Source organism: Synechococcus sp. CCY 9618 (assembly GCF_019038415.1).
In the GTDB taxonomy this organism is placed as follows: domain Bacteria; phylum Cyanobacteriota; class Cyanobacteriia; order PCC-6307; family Cyanobiaceae; genus Cyanobium.
In genome coordinates this window covers 1-19,901 of the sequence record NZ_JAFKRG010000055.1, presented here as the reverse complement: position 1 = coordinate 19,901, position 19,901 = coordinate 1, and the positions used below count along the sequence as shown (strand labels likewise).

General features: G+C 69.9%; 23 protein-coding genes and 2 tRNA genes. 12 read left to right on the top strand and 13 right to left on the bottom strand.

Annotated features, from left to right (window positions below):
- Positions 1-231: 231 nt before the first annotated feature.
- The 5 genes from KUG41_RS14370 to KUG41_RS14350 all read right to left on the bottom strand — a co-directional run bounded on the left by KUG41_RS14370 (position 232) and on the right by KUG41_RS14350 (position 3,756).
- Complete coding sequence (locus KUG41_RS14370) at positions 232-1,152, bottom strand: hypothetical protein (protein WP_216904898.1); 921 nt, start codon at positions 1,150-1,152, stop codon at positions 232-234.
- 88 nt (positions 1,153-1,240) lie between these two features.
- A complete protein-coding gene (mtnC, locus tag KUG41_RS14365; RefSeq protein ID WP_216904897.1) occupies positions 1,241-1,975 on the bottom strand; it encodes an acireductone synthase in 735 nt (244 codons plus the stop codon).
- Entirely contained in the window at positions 1,972-2,631 is a 660-nt protein-coding gene (gene mtnB / locus KUG41_RS14360) for a methylthioribulose 1-phosphate dehydratase (protein ID WP_216904896.1), read from the bottom strand. Before mtnB ends, mtnC begins: the two co-directional genes overlap by 4 nt.
- The gene (locus KUG41_RS14355) at positions 2,631-3,491 is read right to left on the bottom strand and encodes a DNA-formamidopyrimidine glycosylase (RefSeq protein WP_216904895.1); all 861 of its coding nucleotides are present in this window, start codon (positions 3,489-3,491) and stop codon (positions 2,631-2,633) included. Before KUG41_RS14355 ends, mtnB begins: the two co-directional genes overlap by 1 nt.
- A gap of 55 nt (positions 3,492-3,546) precedes the next feature.
- The gene (locus tag KUG41_RS14350) at positions 3,547-3,756 is read right to left on the bottom strand and encodes a photosystem I reaction center subunit IV (RefSeq protein WP_216904894.1); all 210 of its coding nucleotides are present in this window, start codon (positions 3,754-3,756) and stop codon (positions 3,547-3,549) included.
- Positions 3,757-3,884: 128 nt separating this feature from the next.
- Here KUG41_RS14350 and KUG41_RS14345 point away from each other — a divergent pair, with 128 nt between their 5' ends.
- Positions 3,885-4,928 carry a hypothetical protein gene (locus KUG41_RS14345; RefSeq protein WP_216904893.1) on the top strand — a complete coding sequence of 348 codons (1,044 nt, stop codon included), beginning with the start codon at positions 3,885-3,887 and terminating at the stop codon, positions 4,926-4,928.
- Between the two features lie 99 nt (positions 4,929-5,027).
- The gene (locus KUG41_RS14340) at positions 5,028-6,524 is read left to right on the top strand and encodes an ATP-dependent DNA helicase RecQ (RefSeq protein ID WP_216904892.1); all 1,497 of its coding nucleotides are present in this window, start codon (positions 5,028-5,030) and stop codon (positions 6,522-6,524) included.
- A 48-nt stretch (positions 6,525-6,572) separates the two neighbouring features.
- Here the strand turns inward: KUG41_RS14340 and KUG41_RS14335 are convergent, their stop codons facing one another.
- The 6 genes from KUG41_RS14335 to KUG41_RS14310 all read right to left on the bottom strand — a co-directional run bounded on the left by KUG41_RS14335 (position 6,573) and on the right by KUG41_RS14310 (position 11,133).
- Positions 6,573-7,607 carry a LysM peptidoglycan-binding domain-containing protein gene (locus tag KUG41_RS14335; protein WP_216904891.1) on the bottom strand — a complete coding sequence of 345 codons (1,035 nt, stop codon included), beginning with the start codon at positions 7,605-7,607 and terminating at the stop codon, positions 6,573-6,575.
- A 135-nt stretch (positions 7,608-7,742) separates the two neighbouring features.
- Positions 7,743-9,167: an aldehyde dehydrogenase family protein gene (locus KUG41_RS14330; RefSeq protein WP_216904890.1), complete on the bottom strand. Its 1,425-nt coding sequence runs from the start codon at positions 9,165-9,167 to the stop codon at positions 7,743-7,745.
- Between the two features lie 81 nt (positions 9,168-9,248).
- Positions 9,249-9,899 (bottom strand): hypothetical protein, encoded by a 651-nt coding sequence (locus KUG41_RS14325; protein WP_216904889.1) that lies wholly within the window; start codon positions 9,897-9,899, stop codon positions 9,249-9,251.
- Positions 9,900-10,101: 202 nt separating this feature from the next.
- On the bottom strand, positions 10,102-10,839 hold the full coding sequence (locus KUG41_RS14320) for a GAP family protein (RefSeq protein WP_216904888.1): 738 nt from the start codon (positions 10,837-10,839) through the stop codon (positions 10,102-10,104).
- Between the two features lie 130 nt (positions 10,840-10,969).
- A tRNA-Thr gene (locus KUG41_RS14315) sits at positions 10,970-11,041 on the bottom strand.
- 10 nt (positions 11,042-11,051) lie between these two features.
- A tRNA-Tyr gene (locus KUG41_RS14310) sits at positions 11,052-11,133 on the bottom strand.
- A 43-nt stretch (positions 11,134-11,176) separates the two neighbouring features.
- Here KUG41_RS14310 and aroQ point away from each other — a divergent pair.
- Positions 11,177-11,617 carry a type II 3-dehydroquinate dehydratase gene (gene aroQ, locus KUG41_RS14305; RefSeq protein ID WP_216904887.1) on the top strand — a complete coding sequence of 147 codons (441 nt, stop codon included), beginning with the start codon at positions 11,177-11,179 and terminating at the stop codon, positions 11,615-11,617.
- The gene (locus KUG41_RS14300; protein WP_216904886.1) at positions 11,614-12,243 is read left to right on the top strand and encodes a tRNA-(ms[2]io[6]A)-hydroxylase; all 630 of its coding nucleotides are present in this window, start codon (positions 11,614-11,616) and stop codon (positions 12,241-12,243) included. Before aroQ ends, KUG41_RS14300 begins: the two co-directional genes overlap by 4 nt.
- Positions 12,244-12,271: 28 nt before the next feature.
- On the opposite strand, the gene KUG41_RS14295 is transcribed toward KUG41_RS14300, so the two are convergent.
- Positions 12,272-12,841 carry an acireductone dioxygenase gene (locus KUG41_RS14295; protein ID WP_216904885.1) on the bottom strand — a complete coding sequence of 190 codons (570 nt, stop codon included), beginning with the start codon at positions 12,839-12,841 and terminating at the stop codon, positions 12,272-12,274.
- A 94-nt stretch (positions 12,842-12,935) separates the two neighbouring features.
- On the opposite strand from KUG41_RS14295, the gene cobI reads away from it, so the two are divergent.
- Together cobI and KUG41_RS14285 are read left to right on the top strand one after the other, a co-directional pair.
- On the top strand, positions 12,936-13,646 hold the full coding sequence (cobI, locus tag KUG41_RS14290; RefSeq protein WP_216904884.1) for a precorrin-2 C(20)-methyltransferase: 711 nt from the start codon (positions 12,936-12,938) through the stop codon (positions 13,644-13,646).
- 28 nt (positions 13,647-13,674) lie between these two features.
- Positions 13,675-14,304: a DUF4079 domain-containing protein gene (locus tag KUG41_RS14285; RefSeq protein WP_254217320.1), complete on the top strand. Its 630-nt coding sequence runs from the start codon at positions 13,675-13,677 to the stop codon at positions 14,302-14,304.
- Here KUG41_RS14285 and dusB read toward each other — a convergent pair.
- A complete protein-coding gene (gene dusB / locus KUG41_RS14280; RefSeq protein ID WP_216904883.1) occupies positions 14,261-15,322 on the bottom strand; it encodes a tRNA dihydrouridine synthase DusB in 1,062 nt (353 codons plus the stop codon). The genes KUG41_RS14285 and dusB overlap by 44 nt on opposite strands.
- Positions 15,323-15,339: 17 nt before the next feature.
- Here dusB and KUG41_RS14275 point away from each other — a divergent pair, with 17 nt between their 5' ends.
- The 6 genes from KUG41_RS14275 to KUG41_RS14250 all read left to right on the top strand — a co-directional run bounded on the left by KUG41_RS14275 (position 15,340) and on the right by KUG41_RS14250 (position 19,858).
- A complete protein-coding gene (locus KUG41_RS14275) occupies positions 15,340-15,852 on the top strand; it encodes a DUF1823 family protein (RefSeq protein WP_216904882.1) in 513 nt (170 codons plus the stop codon).
- A 57-nt stretch (positions 15,853-15,909) separates the two neighbouring features.
- Positions 15,910-17,274 carry a ribosome biogenesis GTPase Der gene (gene der / locus KUG41_RS14270; protein WP_216904881.1) on the top strand — a complete coding sequence of 455 codons (1,365 nt, stop codon included), beginning with the start codon at positions 15,910-15,912 and terminating at the stop codon, positions 17,272-17,274.
- Between the two features lie 26 nt (positions 17,275-17,300).
- Positions 17,301-18,248, top strand: a complete 948-nt coding sequence (locus KUG41_RS14265) for a CbiQ family ECF transporter T component (RefSeq protein WP_216904880.1) — start codon at positions 17,301-17,303, stop codon at positions 18,246-18,248.
- A gap of 22 nt (positions 18,249-18,270) precedes the next feature.
- Entirely contained in the window at positions 18,271-18,537 is a 267-nt protein-coding gene (locus KUG41_RS14260) for a PipX family protein (protein ID WP_216904899.1), read from the top strand.
- Positions 18,537-19,214, top strand: a complete 678-nt coding sequence (locus tag KUG41_RS14255; RefSeq protein ID WP_216904879.1) for a YggS family pyridoxal phosphate-dependent enzyme — start codon at positions 18,537-18,539, stop codon at positions 19,212-19,214. The genes KUG41_RS14260 and KUG41_RS14255 overlap by 1 nt, the downstream gene beginning before the upstream one ends.
- A 74-nt stretch (positions 19,215-19,288) precedes the next feature.
- Positions 19,289-19,858, top strand: a complete 570-nt coding sequence (locus KUG41_RS14250) for a cell division protein SepF (RefSeq protein WP_216904878.1) — start codon at positions 19,289-19,291, stop codon at positions 19,856-19,858.
- The last annotated feature ends 43 nt before the right edge of the window (positions 19,859-19,901 follow it).

Genomic DNA, 19,901 nt, shown 5'->3' with positions numbered 1-19,901 from the left:
TTGGGGGGTAGCCCCCTGCAAAAATAGCTCGATGCCAGGTAAAACTTCTCCATATCCCCGGCCAAGTGTCGGGGGACTGGACAAAAAGCCACCCGAACGGGTGGCTTTTTTGTTGGCCGCTGGGGGTGTCTATGGTTCCTGCAGACCGATACTTGACGTGGTTGGCTGAATCGATCTCAAGCAATCGGTCTGCTGGTCAAGCCTTCACTAGGTTCTTGCGTCTCGACGTTCTTACGTCTCGACCGTGATGGCCTGCTCCACCTGGTTGCGAAGATAGTCGAGCATGGAAGCTTCAACTCCCGTCTGGTAGAGGCAGCTGTTCAGGCCCAGCAAGGACAGAGGTGCCTTCTGTTCGGTATAGCTGACAGCCTTCTTGCCCGCAGCGCTATTGAAGTTATCCACGCCTTGTTGCATCATCTGGCAGCTCACCATCTGCATTCCCGCCACGCTTGCGGTAGTTCTGGATCGCAGCTGCCAGAAGGTTGTCAAGGACTCCTTGAGGGCAATGGCTCTCTCAGCACTGCGCACCAGCGGATGATTACCTTCAGCGGCATTTGCTGCTGGATAGGCTTTCATCAGCGGCACGAATGCTTGGTTGAGTGTGTTGGGCTGAGCCGTATTGAGAAGATTCAGAGTCTGTTGCATCCTCTCCCGGAGTGTTGTGATGGCAGCGATATCCTGCTGCTTGACCGATTGGTCTGACATGTTGTCTGATGCACTGCCTACATCGAACCATCGATCAACGGAAGAGGATTCGGCTCGAGTCAGCCGCCGCCGAGCCGTCTCTCCGCTGGCTCCCGGTGCGGACTGTGGCGTGGGAATCTTGGTGCAGGGCTTTTGAGTGCACCGCTCCCACCGCGGCCGACCGTCTGTGCCGACAGGCATTCTGAATACGTTGTCGGTCTGCACACGTTGCGAGCCGGAATCATCCTTGATGTAGTAGCCGGAGTCTCCGTCATTGGCGTACGTTGCGACTTTATTATCGATGTCAATGGTGACGGAAGCTTCCATTGGCGCCTGGTTCACGGCGACGCCAGCCATGAGTGCCACGGCAACTGAAAAGGGTTGCTTGAAAATCGACAGTGTCTGAAAGGACAGTGGCTGGAATGGTGAATGTTTCTTCGTGCGGGTTTCGGTTGCATGCAATCGCATAAACTCAACTTGCTAAATCTTCGCATATCATTATAGCATAAACACTTTATGGCCGTGAATCTCGTCTCTTTGGCCGTGACCTGATTCTTTAATCAGAGCAGAACTCATTGAAATTGATGATGCTTGTGAACGCCCCCGGATCAGATTGGGGATTGCCCTCCCTGAGGCTGAACAGCACCTTCATCCCGGCGTCGGTGGCGGCCTGCAATTCCCCCACAGTGTCACTGATGAAGAGGATGCGATCAGGTTCCACTGCCATGGCTGCGGCAATGGCGGTGTAGCTGGCGCTGGTCTGCTTTTGTCCGCAGCGTGTGTCGAACCAATGGCTGAAGAGCTCTCCCAGATCGCCGCCGTTGCTGTGCCGATAAAGAAGTTGCTGGGCCTTCACCGATCCTGAGGAATAAACGGCCAGCACCTTGCCTGCCGCCCGCCAGCGTCGCAGTGCAGCCGGCACATCGCTGAAGAGGGGCCCCACAAGCTCGCCACTTGCATAGCCCTGCTCCCACACCATCCCCTGCAGTTCCTTGAGCGCCGTGAGCTTGCGGTCGTGAGCCATCAGCCAGTGCAGGTAGGGGAGAACGCGCCAAGGTACGCATTCGTCTGGGGCTTCGGCCCGCAAGGCCACGGCCTCCGGATGGGGGTCGTCCTTCCATTCCTCCTCCAACTCCTCCACCAGCTTCAGAACCCGATCCTGGTGTTGATTTCGCTCGAGGAACGCGCCCATCTGATCGCTTGCGTAGGGGAACAGGGTGCCCGTCACGAAGCTCACGGGGCAGGTGGTGCCTTCGATGTCCAGCAGGTAGTGACTAATACCGGTCTTCATTGCCGTACGGGCGGGGCGAGTGCTGCCAGCAGCAGTTGACGCCAATGCTGTTCCAGCAGGAATTCCAGGATCTCCAGATGGCGCACTGCAATGGTGAGATCCGCTCCCCAGGCATAGAGACCGTGTCCAGCGATCAGCAGGCCATGGGGAGCGGCGGGTAGCAGGGGCCCGGCAAGGGCACTGAGGCGGGAGATGTCCTGATCATTGGCGAGTACCGGTAGGGCCACTCTGGTGGCATGGCTGCGGATCCCTTCCAGCCCCTTGAGCATTTCCAGGTCTCGCAGCTCCAGCTCCCCTTCCGCCGCATAGTGTTCAGAGAGCAGGGTGCCGGCCTGGGAGTGGGTGTGCAGTACCGCTCCGGCTGCCGTGCCGCTCACGATCGCCAAGTGCAGAGCGGTCTCGGCGCTGGCCCGCCCCTCACCGGCGATCACCGCGCCGATCTCATCCACCACGATCAGGCTGTCGGGCGCCACCGAGCCCTTGTCCACTCCGCTGGGAGCCATCAGCAGGGCGAGGGGGCTTCGCTCCAGCACGCTACTGAAGTTTCCGCCCGTGCCATCGCACCAGCCCCGCCGATGAATCGCCGCCATGGCCCTGCAGAGGGCCTGGGCCGCACCGGCGCGCTGGCCGGTGCCTAAAACCTCTGATGAGTTCATCAGTTCTGGCAGATGGGGCACCAATGGCTGCTGCGTCCTCCCAGCTTCTCGCGTCGGATGGCGGTGCCGCAACGACGGCAGGGTTCGCCGCCGCGGCGATACACCCAGGACTGGCCGCCGTAGTTGCCGTTGGTGCCACGCAGGTCGCGGAAATCACTGAAGGTGGTGCCCCCCGCGCCGATGCTCGCTTCAAGCACCTCCACCAGGGCCTCCCGCAGGCGCTCCAGCCGAGCCAGGCTGAGTCCGCCGCTGGGCGTCTGGGGACGGATCCCCGCGCCGAACAGTGACTCGTCGGCGTAGATGTTGCCCACCCCGGCCACCAGCGACTGGTCGAGCAGGGCGTTCTTGATCGGCCGGCGGGACCCCTTCAGCCGCTCCTGCAGATAGATCCCCGTGAAGCCGGGCGCGAAGGGTTCAGGGCCGAGGCGCCGCAGTCCCGTCATCACCGCGTCGGTGGCGATGCCGGGCGGGATCCACCACATCTGGCCGAAGCTGCGGGTATCGACGAAGCGCAGTTCCTCGCCGGAGGCGTTCCAGACCCGGACCCGGGTGTGGCTGCAGGCAGGCAGCTCCCTGTCCAGCCACAGGAACTGACCCGTCATGCGCAGGTGAACTCCCCAGACGCCGGCAGGGCGCCCGCCGGCGCCGGGGGTGGGATCCACCAGGTCGGCGATGAGGTACTTGCCGCGCCGTCTCCAGCCGCCCACACGAAGGCCCCGAAGGGCCTCGCAGAAGGCTGAGGGCTCTTCGGGGCTGGCAATGGCACGGGCCCTGAGCACCTCGACCCGGTGGATGACGAGACCGGAGGTCTGCTGCTCAAGTCCGCGGCGAACGGTTTCGACCTCCGGAAGCTCGGGCATGGCAGGAGGCTAGGTCCTTGCCTGGTCCGGACCGCATCCGGCCGGGGCAGGAGGCTCAGGCCTTGACCAGCTCGCTCTCGGCGAAGTTGTTGGTGTTGATACCGCCGTCGACGCCGCTGTAGGCGTTGTAGTTCACCTTCTCGAAGCGAACCACCACCGGGTAGCGGATGCCGGAGGTGTCGACCGAGGCCACGGTGCCCACTTCGTTGTACCAGTAGGACTCCGGACGCTTGATCCGTACTTTGTCGCCGCGGGAGATGGCCATCGCTGGGCTGGAAGATCGGGTGGTCTGCGCAGCGACACTACCGGCGATCACCGACCCCTGCCCCTGTGATGTCACGGTTCGTTGCCGGGTCCGTGGCAGCATCCCCGCACCTCTCGCCGGCCGCGCCGATGGTCCCGTCCATGGCCCTCCCCGAGGCCCCGCTGCTGAGCCTGGATCTGCCCGATCCGGAAAGCGACAGCCTGAGCACATTGGAGTTCCTGGCCCGCCTGGAGGAGGCCTGGGCTGTCTGCGACCGCTTCGATCTCCAGACCGAGATCTGGCGGGGGAGGATCCTGCGCTCCGTGCGCGATCGGGAACGACGCGGCGGTGAGGGCCGCGGCACCGGCTTCCTGCAGTGGCTCAGGGAGCGGGAGATCAGCAAGACCCGGGCCTACACCCTCATCCAGCTGGCCGACTCGGCCGATGGGCTGGTAGGGGGAGGGCTGCTGGAGGAGGGCAGCGTCAACAACTTCTCCAAACGGGCCTTCCTGGAGACGGCCCAGGCCGATCCCGAGGTGCAGCAGATGATCAGTGAGGCCGCCAACGAGGGCCAGCAGATCACCCGTAAACAGGTGCGACGCCTCACCGACGAGTTCACCGCCGCCACCAGCCCCCTGCTGCCGGAGGAGATCCGCCAGCGCACCGCCGACAACCTGCTGCCGCCCCGGGCCGTGGCGCCCCTGGTGCGGGAACTGGCCAAGCTGCCGGAAGACCAGCAGGACGACCTTCGCCGCGTGCTGCGGGAGGAGCCGGAGCTGGAGCGCGTGAAGGACGTGACCCTCACCGCCCGCTGGCTCAGCAGGGCGGCCGAGGCCGGACTGGCGGTGCGGGCGTTCCAGCAGGGGGATCTGGATCTGGAGAAGGCCCTGCAGGAGGCCCAGCGCCTCGATGCTCTGGGCCTGCTGGCCGACGCGGTCGGCCAGGCTCAGGTCCTGGAGAGCGCCGTGCTCAAGCTCCACACCAGCTGGCGCCGCCTGGGAGGGTTGCAGGAGCGGCTCTGGGTGGAGAGCGGCAGCAGCACGCCCCACCTGCGGGAACTGCTCACCGTTCTGCAAAGCCTCAGCGGCACCACCCTGCGGGTGTCCCTGGGGGAGCTGGCCGGAGGCAAGCGGGTGCGGCTCCAGCTGGTGGAGGAATCCCCCGATCAGCTGGAGCCGCCGGCGCTGCCCTGAGAGGGGTTCTTCCCGGGAAGGCCGAGGCGGGGCAAGACGCCGGTACGCCACCACATCTGGTGGGCATTAGGGTCGGGGGGTACCAGAGGTGGAGTCAGCTTGGGGGCCGATCCCCTCACAGAGAGTCTGCAGCGCCACTTCGGCTGGGAGGCCTTCCGCCCCGGCCAGCGGGCCGTTGTTGAGGCCCTGCTGGCCGGTCGAGACTGCCTGGCAGTGCTGCCCACCGGGGCCGGCAAGTCGCTCTGCTTCCAGCTCCCCGCTCTGGTGCGTGAGGGCCTGGTGGTGGTGATTTCGCCGCTGGTGGCCCTGATGCAGGACCAGGTGAGCCAGCTGCAGGCGCGGGGCATTCCGGCGGCCTGCCTGCACCGGGGCCTGGAACAGGCGGAGCGACGCGAGCTGCAGCGCCGGCTGGAGGCCAACCGGCTGCGGCTGCTGTATCTGGCGCCGGAGCGGCTCCAGGCGGAGGCCACCCGCCGGCTCCTCGACGACGGCCTCGAGACCGGCCGGCTGGTGGCCCTGGCGGTGGACGAAGCTCACTGCATCAGCGCCTGGGGCCATGATTTCCGCCCCGACTACCGCCGCCTGGGCCAGCTGCGGGCCCTCTGCCCCGGGGTGCCCCTGGTGGCCCTCAGCGCCACCGCCGCGCCCCAGGTGCGGGCGGACATCATCCGACTGCTGCAGCTGCGGCGGCCCCTGGTGCAGGTGCGCTCGGCCCGGCGCACCAACCTGGCCTACACCATGCGGCGGCGGCCGGCCGACCCCCTGGCGGAGGTGGCGGCGGCGATTGCCGAGGCCCGCGGGGCGGTGCTGATCTATGCACGCACGCGCCGCTCGGTGGAGCAGTGGGCCGCCCGTCTGACGTCGGCGGGGGTGGAGGCGATCGCCTACCACGCGGGCATGGATCCCCAGAGCCGCCAGCTGGCCCTGCGCCATTTCCAGGAGCACCCCTCCCCGGTGCTGGTGGCCACCGTGGCCTTCGGGATGGGGGTCGACCGGCCTGACGTGGGGCTGGTGCTTCACCTGGATCTGCCCGCCAGCGCCGAGGGTTACCTGCAGGAGTCCGGCCGGGCAGGCCGCGATGGACTGCCGGCCCGCTGCCTGGTGCTCTTCGATCCCGGCGACCGCACCAGTCTGGGCTGGGCCATGCGTTCCGCCGGCCAGCAGTTGCCGCCCGAGCAGCGGCTGCTGGAGCGCCAGCGCCTGGAGCTGGCCCAGCAGCAGCTGCGGAGGATCGAGGCGCTGGCAGAAGGGGAGGGATGCCGGGAGCAGATCCTGCTGCTGGCGGTGGGAGAGATCTCCGCTCCCTGCGGCCGCTGCGACAACTGCCTTTCGGCACCCTCCTGCAGCGACTGGGCCGAGCAAGCGTCCGTCGTGCTGACGGCCCTGGAGGCGCGCAGCGGACGCGACCTGCGCAGCCTCGCCGAGGACCTGGCCGGTGCCCATGGCAGCCCCGAGGAGCGCTGGGCCTGGCTGGCCCGCCGACTGGTGCAGGAGGAACTGATCAGCGAGAGCGACGATGGCGCCCAGCGTCTCTGGCTGCGTCCGGTGGGCCGCAGCTATCTGAGGGATCCCTGGCCCCTGCGCTGGGCCGCCTGAGGCCGGCCGTGAGGCCGGCCGCTCGCCAGAGGGCTCCTGTTCGGAGGGTCAGCTGCTCCGGCTCTTGCACAGGTCGGTGACCAGTTGCTGCTCGAAATCAGCCTGGGGATCATCCCAGCTCTTCCACTGGCCGGCCTGGCTGGTGGCGTTGAGCTTGCGGGCGCTGCAGTTGACGGCCAGATAGAGCGATTCGCCCTGGGCATTGAGGGTGGGCGCCACCATGCTGCCGCCCATCGGCTGCCAGTTGGCCCAGTCCACCTGGAGGGGGCCGTAGTTGCGCCAGTCGGGCTTGCCGGGGGTGGCGGTCGCCGTGGAGGCCGGCCGGGGGACTGCCGCGACCGTAGTGGCGGGCTTCGGGCTGGGGGCCGGTGCGGGCGTGGCCTTGGCGACCACCGGGCTCGCCGCCGGCGTGGCCGTCGGCTTGGCGGCGGTGGGGGTTGGCTTGGGTGCAGCGGCTGCGGGTTTGGCAGGGGCCGGAGCGGGTTTGCTGGCTGCCGGGGTGGGCTTGCTGGCCGGCTTGGGTGTGGCGGCCGGCTTCAGCTGCAGGCGGGTGCCGGTTTCCACGTGGTTCGGATCGCTGATGCGGTTGATGGCGATCAGCTGCTTCAGGGGCACGCCGTAGCCATCGGCGATCACCGACAGGCTCTCACCACTGCGGACCACATGCTGGGAGGCCTTGCGGTTGTACGCGGAGGATGGACTCGGGCCGCCGGAGGAGGGCACCACCAGCTTCTGGCCGGCTTCGATGTGATCGGCCTTGCTGAGGCTGTTGAGCTGCATCAGACGGCTGACCGTGATCCCATGGCGTTCGGCGATCTCTGAGAGGGTTTCCCCCCGGGCCACGGTGATGCTGCCGCCGGCCGCCCGGCTGCGCACCGCGCCCCCCGGCAGAGTGAGGGACCGGCCGGCCTCCACGAGATCGGGATCGCTGATCCCGTTCACTTTCATCAGGGTGGAGACGCTCACCTTGTAGCGAGCGGCGATTTCGGAGAGGGTCTCGCCGGGCTTGACGGTCACTTCGGCAGCCAGAGCCGGCAGCGGCAACACCATGGCTAGAGCCAAGGCGAGGAGAGGGCGGCGCATGGGCACTAGGGATAGATGAGCGCACGTTAAGGTCCATCCCCCGTGCCGCCCAGCCCCCCTTGGGGCGATTTGCCGGGAAAAGCTGAAGTGAAGGCCGGCTGAGAACGGGGCTTTAGATCCCCGCTGCGCCGGCCCTCAGCCCATCAGGCTTCGGATCAGTCCGAGCTTGCCCGCATAGGGGGGGTAGCGCATGGGAGGATCGGGCCACGCCGGGCGGCTGATCACGGCGCGCTGGTGGGAGAAGGTGAGAAAGCCGGCCTCCCCGTGGTATGCCCCCAGACCACTGGGACCGACGCCCCCGAAGGGCAGGCTGGCCATGCCGCCCTGCACCACCGCGTCGTTGACCACCAGGCTGCCGGAGCTGCTGCCCGCCCGCACCCGCTCGCGCTCCGCGGAGCCTCCGCCGAAGAGGTAAAGGGCCAGGGGCCTGGGGCTGCGTCGCACCAGGCCAAGGGCCTCCTCCAGATCACGCACCGCCAGCATGGGAAGGATCGGGGCGAACAGCTCCTCCTGCATCAGGGGATCCGTGCGGGGATCCTCCACAGCCGCCAGGGTGGGCTCGATCTTCCGTTCCGCGCCATCACTTCGCCCTCCCAGCAGCAGCTGCCCCCGTTGCCTGGCCCCGGCCAGGAGGGCCACCAGATGCTCGAAACGGGCGGCACCCACCAGCCGGCCCAGGTCGGGACTGGCCAGGGGATCGTCGCCGTAGAAGCGTTGGGTCTGCTCGGCGATCGCCGCCACCAGGGCGTCCCGAACCCCGGCCTCCACCAGCAGGTGGTTGGGGGCCAGGCAGGTCTGGCCGGCGTTGAGACACCGTCCCCACACCAGCCGTCGGGCCGCGGTGGCGAGATCGGCGTCCCCCAGCACGATCAGGGGATTCCGTCCCCCCAGCTCCAGGGTCACCGGCGTCAGGTGGCGGGCGGCGGCGGCCATCACGAGCCGTCCCACACGCTCACCGCCGGTGTAGAGGATGTGGTCGAAGCGCTCCTCCTCCAGCAGCCGGCTCGCCAGGGCACCGTCGCCGCAGATCACCTGCACCACCTCCGGGGGAAAATGGTCCCTCAGGAGTTCCGCCAGCAGGGCCGCCGAGGCCGGCGCGTGCTCGGAGGGTTTGAGCACGGCCGCGTTGCCGGCGGCCAGAGCATGCAGGAGTGGATGGAGGCAGAGATCGAAGGGGTAGTTCCAGGCTCCGATGATCAACACGCAGCCCAGGGGCTCAGCCACCACCGCTCCCTGGCCCGGCCAGCTCCAGAGCGGCAGGCGGCGTCGGCGGCGTGCCATCCAGCGGGGCAGATGGCTCCGGGTGTGCCTGAGCTCCTGCCGCAGGGCTCCCAGTTCCAGCTCGGCTTCCACCGGGGGGCGGCCCAGATCGGTGGCCAGGGCCTGCCGCATCAGAGGCGCGGCCGTTTCCAGCAGGGTTTGCAGGCGGCCCAGCTGCTCCAGCCGCCAGGCGAGGGGTCGGGTGTGGCCCCGTTCCACCGGCTCGCGCATGGCGTCCAGCGGCACCGCCAGCAGCGGTGGGGTGTGGCCAGGGCTGGCGGCAGTGGCCGGGGCGGACATGGGCAGGGCCCTTTCCTCCCAGGCTGGCAGAGTCGCCGACACCCACGCGCCGGCCTGTCACCGGGCCCTGCCCCGCCCCGCTCAGCGGATGGCCGCCCTGATCCAGGAGGGAGTTCCCTGGGAGCCACCCCCGGTGTCGCCGCAGCCGGCCATGAACACCGCGCGCCGCAGGTTGTCGAGCCGGGGGGAACTGGGACCGTCGAAAGCGAACAGCAGGGCGAGACCCAGACCCATGTCCCCCCGCTCGAACGCTTGCTGGATCGTCGTCCACCAGGCGATGGGATCGTTTCCCAGGCCGGCCAGTTCCGCCTGGGCCCGCCCCATCCGCTCCGCCGGATCTCCCTCCAGAACGATCACGGCATAGTCGTCCTCGGCCACGCCCCTGGGGCGCAGCATCAGCATCAGCCGTTGGCCCGGGCGGATCGGTGCCAGGGGCCACGGGATCGGCCCGTCAATGGTCTGGTCGGGCCTGGCCAGACGCTGCCAGAGCAGTTCCCCCCCGCCCTCGATCCGCACCTCCTCGAGGCTGTCGGTGCTGAGCAGGGTCGGAGCGCCGATCGGCACCGGGGCCAGCACCTCCCCCGTGCTGGTGACGGAGAGCCGCGGCGTCAGCACGCAGACCGTGGTGGCTGCCACTGCGGTCCCCCTGGCCAGCAGCGGGAAGAGAAGTCCGAGACCGATCGCCAGCCACGTCCGGCGCACGGCGGAAGCGACGGCGCAGCGTCGCGGCAACAGGCCTTGACGCTAGGGGGAGCGCAGGGGGCAGGACCTGCCCGGCGGGTCCGGGCTTCGACACCGAGCGTCCAGGGGGGCGAGCGTGAGGGGGATCCGCTGGCCGTCGGAGGCGGAGGCGATGCGGACCCTGCTGTCCCAGGACGATGCCGGGCCGGGCCGGCCAGGGCAGCCGCTTTCAGGTGGAGCTGCCGGCGTCGGATCAGGCGACGCTGGAGAGCAGGTTCAGCCCGTGGAGTCCCTCGTAGAGCAGGTAGGCCCCCAGCAGCAGGGCCAGTACCCCCACCAGCCACTCGGCCTTGTGCTGCAGCCAGTCCTCCAGGCGGGTGATCGGGGCCCGGATCGCCCCGCCGCTCACCAGCCAGGCCAGGGGTGGCAGCAGCAGCAGGGAGCTGGCCATCAGGGTGAACAGGCCGGTCACCTCGGCGTCGGCGGTGAGGCCGGGGTCATTGAGCAGCAGCAGGCCCGCTTCCTTGAGATAGAAGACCAGGTTCTCCGGTGTGAGCAGGGCGCTGGTGGCACCGATCAGCACCAGGGTGAGGGTGCTGAAGTCGGGCAGCTGGTTCATCAGCCGCAGGGCCATGCCTTCCTCGCCGATGTTGGCCTGGGGAGTGAGCTGGTACAGGCCCAGGCCCACCAAGGCGCCGGCCCCCAGCAGATCGATCAGCACCTGCTCCCGCTCCCCGTGGCTGAGGCTGATGGAGAAGGCCTCCCCCAGCACCATCAGCACCACGATGGCCAGGGCGTTGGCGGCGGCCCAGCCGGCCACGTAGGCCATGGCTCGCTGCAGGGGGGCCCTGCCCAGCAGCAGCAGGGTGACCACGGCGATGTGCAGTGGGCTGAAGGCGATGCCGATCCCGAACAGGGACGACTTGGTGATCAGGGACGGGGAGAGGAGCGCCGGGGCGCCGAGGGCGAAGGACGCGAGAGAGGGCGGCAAGCAGACCGTCCGAAGATCCAAGGGTGCCGCATTCTCGGGCATGGATCCTGGCGACCGTGGGTCCCTGATGGCCCTTGCCGCAGCGGATCTGGGCGGACCGGCTCACCCTTGAGGGGAACCGGGATCCCTAAGCCCTTGACGAGACTTGAACTCGTGACCTCTCCCTTACCAAGGGAGTGCTCTACCGCTGAGCTACAAGGGCATGTGGAAGGTGGGCCGGGTTGGATTTGAACCAACGTAGGCAGAGCCAGCGGATTTACAGTCCGCCCCCATTAACCACTCGGGCACCGACCCGAACCACACCCTCAGAACTTACCAGCCGACCTTCCTGCCCCCGATGCGCCTGCTCGTGCTCCACGGCCCCAACCTCAACCTGCTCGGCCAGCGGGAGCCCGGCCTCTACGGCAGCAGCAACCTGGAGGCCATCGACGGGGCCCTGCGGCAGCAGGCCGCGGGCCTGGGAGTGGAGCTCGCCTGCTTCCAGAGCAACCACGAAGGCGCCCTGGTGGACCGCATCCAGCAGGCCGCCGGCACCTGCGACGGCATCGTCATCAACGCCGCCGCCTACACCCACACCTCGGTGGCGATCCGCGATGCCCTGCTGGCGGTGGCCCTGCCCTTCGTGGAGGTGCACCTGAGCAACACCCATGCCCGCGAGCGGTTCCGTCACCGCTCCCTTCTGGCCGACAGGGCCCTCGGGGTGATCTGCGGCTTCGGCCCCACCAGCTACGGCCTCGGCCTCGAGGGTCTGGTGGCCCACCTGCGGGCAGCGGCATGAGCGCCGCCCCCCTGGCGAAGGATCCCGGCGCACCGGCCGCGGCGGCCCGGGTGAAGTGGCTGGCCGCCCCCAGCAGCGCCGCCTGGCTGGCCCAGGCCCTGGCCCATCCCGAGCTGCTGCTGATCGACCACGCCCACTGCGAGCGCAAGGCGGCGGGCGCGGCCCTGCAGCTGATGTTCCGCTATCCCTCCGATGGCGCGCTGGCGGCGGTTCTCAGCCCCCTGGCCCGGGAGGAGCTGGAGCATTTCGAGCGGGTCCAGGCCCTGCTGGAGCGCCGGGGGGTGCCGCTGCGGGCCCTGGCGGCCCCTCCCTACGGCGCCGCCCTGGCCGCCCTCGTGCGGCGGGGCGAGCCGGAGCGCCTGCTCGACAGCTTCCTGGTGGCGGGCCTGATCGAGGCCCGCAGCCACGAGCGCATGGCCCTGCTCGCCGCCCACAGCCCTGACCCGGAGCTGCGGGATCTCTACAACGACCTCCTGGCCAGCGAGGCCCGCCACTTCGGCCTGTACTGGGTGCTGTGCGAGCGGCGCTGGCCCCGGGCCCGGGTGGCGGAACGGCTGGGGGAGCTGGCGGAGCGGGAGGCAGCGATCCTGGCCAGCCTCCATGCCCAGCCCCGCATGCATAGCTGACGCCGGCAGCCCCGCCGGCGGGGGCGCCTCAGGCCGCGGCGGCCAGCAGCTCCTCCAGCAGGGGGAAGCGCTCAGCAATGGGATCGCCGGTGAAGGAGGCCACCCAGCCCTCGCTGTTGTCGAAGAAGCGCAGGGCGCAGAAGTCGGGGCGCTCGCCGGTGTCGAACCAGTGGGGGGTGCCGGCCGGCACGCCGATCCAGTCGCCCCGCTCGGCCAGCAGCTGCAGCACCTCCTCGCCGATGTGCAGACAGAAGAGGCCCCGGCCCTCCACGAAGAAGCGCACCTCGTCCTCGGCGTGGGTGTGCTCGGCCAGAAACTTCGTCCGCAGGGTCGCCCGATCCGGGTGGTCGGGACCGAGGCGGATGGCATCCACCGTGCGGTAGCCGCCGCCGGCCTGCACCCGGGCGATCTCGCCGGCGTAGGCCGCCAGGATCGCGGCCGGATCGGCCCCGGCCGGCAGGTCGATGGGCGTGGCCCAGCGCTCGAAGCGCACCCCCCGGGAGGCGAGTTCCCGGGCGATCACGACCCCGTCGCTGCTGGCAAGCTTGGAGGGGCTTTGGCGGTCGCCGGCGGCGGCACGGATCACCAGACGGCTCATCAGGACTCCGGGACGTTCGGGAGAAGCTCAGCCTAGAAAGGCCTGACCCGGGAGACCCGCCATCGCCGACCGTGCCGCCGCCGGCCTCACCCTGGTGGGGGTGGGGCCCGGTGATCCCGACCTGCTGACCATCGCCGCGGTGCGGTCCATCGAAGCGGCCGACACCGTGGCCTATCCCGTGGCCCGCGAGGGGGGCGAGGGCATGGCGGCCCGCATCGCCGCCCCCTTCCTCGGCTCCGGCCAGCGCCGCCTGCCCCTGGTGTTCCCGATGGTGGAAGCGGCCTCCCCGCGGCGGCTCGCCTGGCACGCCGCCGCCGACCGGCTCGCCGCCGAGGTGGCCGATGGCCGGGCGGTGGTGCTCCTGTGCGAAGGCGATGTGTCTCTGTTCGCCAGCAGCAGCTACGTGCTGCTGGCCCTGCGGGACCGCCATCCGGCCCTGACCGTGCAGCTGATCCCCGGCATCAGCGCCGTGGCCGCCGCCGCCGCTGCCGGAGCCTGGCCCCTGGCGCTGCAGCAGGAGGGCCTGCTGATCCGCCCCACTCCGGACGAGCCCGGCGACCTGGCGGCCCTGCTCGGCCAGGCGGCCGACGCCGGCTGGGTGCTGGCCCTGCTCAAGCTGGGGGTGCGCTGGCCGTGGGTGCGGCAACTCCTGGAGGAACGCAGTCTGCTGGAGGGGGCCCTCTTCGCCCGGCGGGTCGGCTGGCCCGATCAGCAGCTCGCTCCGGCGGCGGCGGTGCCTGCCGCCGAGGCCCCCTACTTCTCCCTGCTGCTGGTGCGCCAGGGGTGGCCCGCGGTGCTTCCATGACGGATCGCCCCTCGCGCCGCCCCTGCCCATGCCATCCGCCGGGATGACCGCCACCGACTGGTTCGCTCTGCTGCATCCGGTGCTGATCATCCTGTTCGTGTACCCGGTGGTGGGGGCCACGATCCGGCTGGGGATCCTGGCCCGGGAGCGGCGCCTCGATATCAACCCCCTGCCCCCCACGGTGGGGGTGGAGCACGCCGACCACGGCCGCTGGCTGACCACCGGCGTGGTGGTGGCCGTGCTGATCGCCATGGCGGCCACCTACGCGATGGGCAGCGGCGGCCCTGCCTTCCCCCTGCTGCTGGCCGGCGCCGGCTGCCTGGCGAGCTGTCTGGCCCTGTGGCGGGCGAAGGGCCCCATGCTGCGGGCCGGCTTCGCCCTGCTGTGCTGGTTCGGGCTGCTGGGCCTGGGCAGCCAGCCGGCCCTGTGGCACCTGGGCCGCAGCCCCTTGGACGGGACGGTGTGGGGATCCCACTACTGGAGCGGTGTGCTGCTCTGCGGTCTGCTGCTGTTCGCCATGGCGGCGGCCCCGGAGACCCTGCGCTCTCCCCGGATGCGGCGCCTGCACGTGAGTGCCGCCTTCCTGACGGCCCTGCTGCTGGCGGTGCAGGCGATCAGCGGCAGCCGGGATCTGCTGGGCATGGCCCTGGGCGGCTGAGTTCCGCTTCCTCGGAGCCAGCGGCCTGCAGGTCGGCATCGGCCCGGCGGAGCAGGTCCAGGGCGGCCTCCAGGCTGGGGGCCCGCATCAGGGCCTGGCGCAGCCGCGCCGCCCCGGCGAAGCCCTGGCAGGTCCAGCCCAGATGCTTGCGGGCGATCAGCAGGCCCTGGTCGCCCCGGGCCGCCACCAGGGCCCGCAGGTGCTCCTCGGCCAGGGCGATGCGGGCGCGGCCGTCGGGTTCCGGTGGCGGGGGGGCACCGGCCAGGGCGGTGGCGATGCGGCCCACCAGCCAGGGGTGCCCCAGGCTGCCCCGGCCCACCATCACCCCGTCGGCGCCGGTGATCGCCAGACAGCGCCGGGCCTCCTCGGGGCCGGTGATATCGCCGTTGGCGATCACAGGAATGGCCAGGGCCGCCTTCACCCGGCCGATCGCCGCCCAGTCGGCCCGGCCGGAGAAGCCCTGCTCCCGGGTGCGGCCGTGCAGGGTGAGGGCCCGGGCACCGGCGTTCTGCAGGGCCACCGCGAAGCCCACCGGATCGGCGCTGGCGTCGCACCAGCCCAGCCGGGTCTTCACCGTCACCGGGATCCGCACCGCCGCCGCCACCGCCGCCACGATGCGCAGGGCCAGCTCCGGCTGGCGCAGCAGGCCGCTGCCGCCGCCCTTGCGGGCGATCTTGCGCACCGGGCAGCCCATGTTGATGTCGATCAGCCAGGCCCCGGCGGCCTCCGCCCGGCGCGCCGCCTCGGCCATCGCGTCGGGCCGGTGGTCAAACAGCTGCACCCCGACCGGCCCGGGATCCTCATCGAGGGCCGCCATCTTGGCGCCGCCGTGGCCCAGCTCCAGGGCGGTGGCGTTGACCATCTCGGTGAACAACAGGGCGTCGGGGGCCCAGCGGCGCACCAGGCTCCGGAAGATCCCGTCGCTCACCCCGGCCAGGGGCGACTGCAGCACCCGGCAGTGCAGCAGCCGGTCGGTGCCGTTGCCTTCCAGGCGGAGCGGTGTGGGGGGAGTGGGCATGCTGGGGCCACTCTCGGATGCCGTCCCCCCGCGTGAACGCTGCCGCCGGATCCACCCCTGACCCCGGAGCTGCCGAGGCCTCCTTTCCCCTGAGCCGTGCCCTGCTGGAGGCGGTGCTGGCCGACCGCACCAGCGACCACTTTGTCTGTCAACTGGTCTGGCGGCGGCTGGACTACCGGCCCCGGGCCGATGGCTCCGGCTGGGCGGCCGGACCGGACACCCCGCCGGCCTGGGCCGAGGCGTTCCCCCAGGCGCCCCAGCTGATCGCCGAGCGCCCCGCCAGCGTGCGGCTTACCCGCTCGATCCCTGCAGAGCACAAGCAACTGCTCAAGAGCCAGCTGGGCTTCGCCGGCTACCGCATCGGTGAGCTCTGTCCCCGCCGCACCCGCCGGGCCACGGCCGTGAGCTGGCTGCTGGCCCATCTGGCGGAGCGGGGCGAAGCGCTGCCCGAGCAGGGGCCCCTGCCGGAGCTGCTGGCAGCGCCGGGCGATCCGGTGACCGGCCATCCCGGCGACCTGCCGGTGGGATGAGCCGACGGGTCCTCTGTAGGGTCTAGGGAACGCATCCGTCGTAAGGAATAAGTCAGATTGGCGCTCCCTGTCGTCGCCGTGATCGGCCGCCCCAACGTGGGCAAGTCCACGCTGGTCAATCGCCTGTGCCGCAGCCGCGAGGCGATCGTGCACGACCAGCCCGGCGTGACCCGGGACCGCACCTACCAGGAGGGTTTCTGGGGCGACCGCAGCTTCAGGGTGGTGGACACCGGCGGCCTGGTGTTCGACGACGACAGCGAATTCCTGCCGGAGATCCGCGAGCAGGCCAACCTGGCCCTGGCCGAGGCCTCCGTGGCCGTGGTGATCGTCGATGGCCAGCAGGGGGTCACCGCGGCCGACGAATCCATCGCCGAATGGCTGCGGGGCCAGGCCGTGCCGGTGCTGCTGGGGGTGAACAAGTGCGAATCCCCCGACCAGGGCCTGGCGATGGCGGCCGACTTCTGGGGCCTGGGTCTGGGTGAACCCCACCCGATCTCCGCCATCCACGGCGCCGGCACCGGCGACCTGCTCGACCGGGTGATCAGCTTCCTGCCGGCCACCAGCGAAACAGAGGAGGTCGAGCCGATCCAGCTGGCGATCATCGGCCGCCCCAACGTGGGCAAGTCCAGCCTGCTGAATGCCATCTGCGGTGAGAACCGGGCCATCGTCAGCCCGATCCGCGGCACCACCCGCGACACCATCGACACCACCCTCGAGCGGGAGGGTCACACCTGGAAGCTGCTCGACACCGCCGGCATCCGCCGCCGCCGCAGTGTGGATTACGGACCGGAATACTTCGGCATCACCCGCAGTTTCAAGGCAATCGAGCGCAGTGATGTCTGTGTGCTGGTGATCGATGCCCTCGACGGCGTCACCGAGCAGGACCAGCGGCTGGCCGGGCGGATCGAGGAGGAGGGCCGGGCCTGCGCGGTGGTCGTGAACAAGTGGGATGCGATCGAGAAGGACAGCCACACCATGAGCGCCATGGAGAAGGAGCTGCGGGCCAAGCTCTACTTCCTCGACTGGGCACCCATGCTGTTCACCTCCGCCCTCACCGGCCAGCGGGTGGAGAGCGTCTTCGCCATCGCCGCGGTGGCGGTGGAACAGCACCGACGGCGGGTGAGCACCTCGGTGGTGAATGAGGTGCTGCAGGAGGCCCTGCGCTGGCGTTCGCCCCCCACCACCCGCGGCGGCCGCCAGGGGCGCCTCTACTACGGAACCCAGGTGGCCACGCGGCCCCCCAGCTTCACCCTGTTCGTCAACGATCCCAAGCTCTTCGGCGACACCTACCGCCGCTACGTGGAGCGCCAGATCCGTGAGGCTCTGGGATTCGAGGGATCGCCGGTGCGTCTGTTCTGGCGCGGCAAGCAGCAGCGCGACGCCGAGAAGGAACAGGCCCGTCATCAGAGCAGGGGCGGCTGAGGGCCATGGCGGGGGACTGGACCTGAATGGATTGGTTACGGCAACTTCCCATCGGCCAGTACGTGGAGTCCGGCGACGGCGAAGGGGGCGGCAGCTGGCTGAGCCGCCTCGACCCCCGGGTGAAGCTGGTCTGGACCGTGGCCTTCCTGGTGACGCCGATCCTGGCCGGGCCGCTCTGGCGCCTGGCCCTGGTGGGCCTGCTGCTGCTGATCACCGCCCTCAGCGGCCTGCCCCTGCGCCTCTGGCGCCGCAGTCTGACCCTGCTGATCGCCCTGGCCCTGCTGGTGGGCCTGCTGGCGGCCCTGCTGCCGGCGGGTGGGGGACCGTCGGCCAGCCTCCAGCGTCCCCCCGGGGAACTGCGGCTGGCCCCAGGCCCCCCGGGCGATCCCGCCCCGTCGAGGGCCGGCCTGTCGTGGGAGCTGGTGCGCTGGGGCCCCGTGAAGGCAGGACCATTGGCCGTTGGCCCCCTGGTGATCACCCGCCGCTCCGCCGAACTGGGCATCAACGGCGCCACCCTGCTGTTCACCGTCATCCACAGCGCCAACCTGCTGCTGCTCACCACCACGCCCGAAGAGCTGGTCTGGACCATGGCCTGGTGGCTGCGGCCCTTCCGGGCCCTGGGGTGGCCGGTGGAGCGGCTGGGGTTCACGCTGCTGCTCTCCCTGCGCTTCCTTCCCCTGGTGCAGGAGGAACTGCAGAACCTGCTGCGCTCCATTGCCACCCGGGCCGTGAGTCTGCGCCGCCTGGGCTGGAAGGCCAGCCTCGCCCTGGTGCTGGCGGTGGGCGAGCGGCTCCTGGCCAACGTTCTGTTGCGGGCCGAGCAGGGAGCCGAGGCCCTCATGGCCCGCGGCGGCCAGTGGCTGCCGCCTGAGAGGCTGCATCAGCCCGCTGCCACGCCCACCGCGGCGAGCCTGGCGGCTGTGGTGGGCCTGCTGATCCTGCTGGCGCTGCGCTGGAAAGTCGGTGCCCTTTAATGGCGGCAGCCTGCAGGGAGACGTGAGCACCGAGCGCTATCTGAACCACCCCACCTTCGGGATGCTCTATCGGGTAGCGCCGGTGGCTGACAGCCGCGACCTCTACGCCACGCTTTACGCCCAGCGCATCTTCTTTCTGGTGACCCTCCAGGAGCGCGGCGCCCATTTCGAGGTGATTCCGCTCATGGATGCGCGCCATTTCGCCGAGCAGAATCTCGCCCGCTCCCGCCGCGAGGGGCCCGAGGCCCATGCCCGCTGGCGGCAGCTCTTCGACCAGACCTTCATCTGATGGCGTTGCCGCCACCGGCGGAGGCGCTGCCCACCCTGGCCGGAAGTCTGCAGGCCCTGAGGGCGGAACTGCCGTCCGGCACCCGGCTGCTGGCGGTGTCGAAGGGTCATCCGGCCGGAGTGGTGCGCCAGGCAGCAGCTCTGGGGCAGCACAGCTTCGGGGAAAGCCGGCTCCAGGAGGCCGCGGCCAAGCAGGACCAGCTGGCCGATCTGCCCGCCCTCGACTGGCATTTCATCGGCCGGCTGCAGGCCAACAAGGCCCGCGCGGTGCTGCGCCGTTTCGGCACCATCCACTCTGTCGACAGCCTGGCCCTGGCCCAGCGGCTGCAGCGGATCGCCGCCGAAGAGTGCCTGGCCCCCGCCGTCCTGCTGCAGGTGAAGTTCCGCCCCGATCCCGCCAAGGCCGGGTTCGACCCCGCCGAGGTGCGGGCCCTGGAGCCTGCCCTGGAGCAGCTGGCCCCCCTGCGCCTGCGGGGCCTGATGACGATCGCTCCCCTGGGCCTGACCCCAGAGGAGCGACGCACCCTGTTCCGGGAGTGCCGGGATCTGGCCGACGCCCTGGGTCTGGAGGAATGCTCGATGGGGATGAGCGGCGACTGGCGCGAGGCCGTGGCGGAGGGCAGCACCTGGGTGCGGCTCGGCAGCGCCCTTTTCGGACAGCGTCCGATCCAGGGATGAACATGCCGAGGGTGCTTGCCGGCCGGGATGTGGGACGCTATTCAAGGCCAAGCATCCTTCCCGAGGTCGGCTCCGTGTCGTTGTTTTCCCGCCTGCGTGCCGTCGTCTCCGGCGACGACTATCTCGACGGCGATTTCGACGACGAACTGGACTACGACCCCGGTGAGATGGGCGCCCCCGCCACCTCCACAACGGCGGGCAGAAGCAGTGGGGCCCTTGCCCTGAGCTCCGATTTCTCCACTGACGATCCTTTCGCCGGCACGAATGTCATCGGCATGCCCGGCATCACCAGTGCCGTCGCCGAAGTGTGCCTGATGGAGCCGCGCAGCTTCGATGAGATGCCCCGTGCGATTCAGGCCCTCAGGGAGAGGAAGACAGTGATCCTCAATCTCACGATGATGGAGCCGGATCAGGCCCAGAGAGCCGTGGATTTCGTCGCCGGAGGCACCTTCGCCATTGATGGCCACCAGGAGCGGGTGGGAGAGAGCATTTTCCTGTTCGCCCCCAGCTGCGTCACGGTCACCACGGCCGGCAGCGAGGAAGCTGCTTCCCCCACCGTGGTCTCCGGCCGCTCCCCAGCCGTCGACGACCAGCAGGACGCCGCTCCCAGCCCTGCCTGGGGTCGTTCGGATGCCATGGTCTGAAGCCTTCGGCGTGGTGGGCCTGGGCCGCATGGCCCAGGCCCTG

Bases quoted from the DNA above. Each gene is read 5' to 3' on its own strand.
- KUG41_RS14370 (WP_216904898.1), bottom strand. From the start codon at position 1,152: ATGCGATTGCATGCAACCGAAACCCGCACGAAGAAACATTCACCATTC.
- mtnC (WP_216904897.1), bottom strand. From the start codon at position 1,975: ATGAAGACCGGTATTAGTCACTACCTGCTGGACATCGAAGGCACCACC.
- mtnB (WP_216904896.1), bottom strand. From the start codon at position 2,631: ATGAACTCATCAGAGGTTTTAGGCACCGGCCAGCGCGCCGGTGCGGCC.
- KUG41_RS14355 (WP_216904895.1), bottom strand. From the start codon at position 3,491: ATGCCCGAGCTTCCGGAGGTCGAAACCGTTCGCCGCGGACTTGAGCAG.
- KUG41_RS14350 (WP_216904894.1), bottom strand. From the start codon at position 3,756: ATGGCCATCTCCCGCGGCGACAAAGTACGGATCAAGCGTCCGGAGTCC.
- KUG41_RS14345 (WP_216904893.1), top strand. From the start codon at position 3,885: ATGGTCCCGTCCATGGCCCTCCCCGAGGCCCCGCTGCTGAGCCTGGAT.
- KUG41_RS14335 (WP_216904891.1), bottom strand. From the start codon at position 7,607: ATGCGCCGCCCTCTCCTCGCCTTGGCTCTAGCCATGGTGTTGCCGCTG.
- KUG41_RS14330 (WP_216904890.1), bottom strand. From the start codon at position 9,167: ATGTCCGCCCCGGCCACTGCCGCCAGCCCTGGCCACACCCCACCGCTG.
- aroQ (WP_216904887.1), top strand. From the start codon at position 11,177: ATGCGCCTGCTCGTGCTCCACGGCCCCAACCTCAACCTGCTCGGCCAG.
- KUG41_RS14300 (WP_216904886.1), top strand. From the start codon at position 11,614: ATGAGCGCCGCCCCCCTGGCGAAGGATCCCGGCGCACCGGCCGCGGCG.
- KUG41_RS14295 (WP_216904885.1), bottom strand. From the start codon at position 12,841: ATGAGCCGTCTGGTGATCCGTGCCGCCGCCGGCGACCGCCAAAGCCCC.
- KUG41_RS14285 (WP_254217320.1), top strand. From the start codon at position 13,675: ATGCCATCCGCCGGGATGACCGCCACCGACTGGTTCGCTCTGCTGCAT.
- dusB (WP_216904883.1), bottom strand. From the start codon at position 15,322: ATGCCCACTCCCCCCACACCGCTCCGCCTGGAAGGCAACGGCACCGAC.
- KUG41_RS14275 (WP_216904882.1), top strand. From the start codon at position 15,340: ATGCCGTCCCCCCGCGTGAACGCTGCCGCCGGATCCACCCCTGACCCC.
- KUG41_RS14265 (WP_216904880.1), top strand. From the start codon at position 17,301: ATGGATTGGTTACGGCAACTTCCCATCGGCCAGTACGTGGAGTCCGGC.
- KUG41_RS14255 (WP_216904879.1), top strand. From the start codon at position 18,537: ATGGCGTTGCCGCCACCGGCGGAGGCGCTGCCCACCCTGGCCGGAAGT.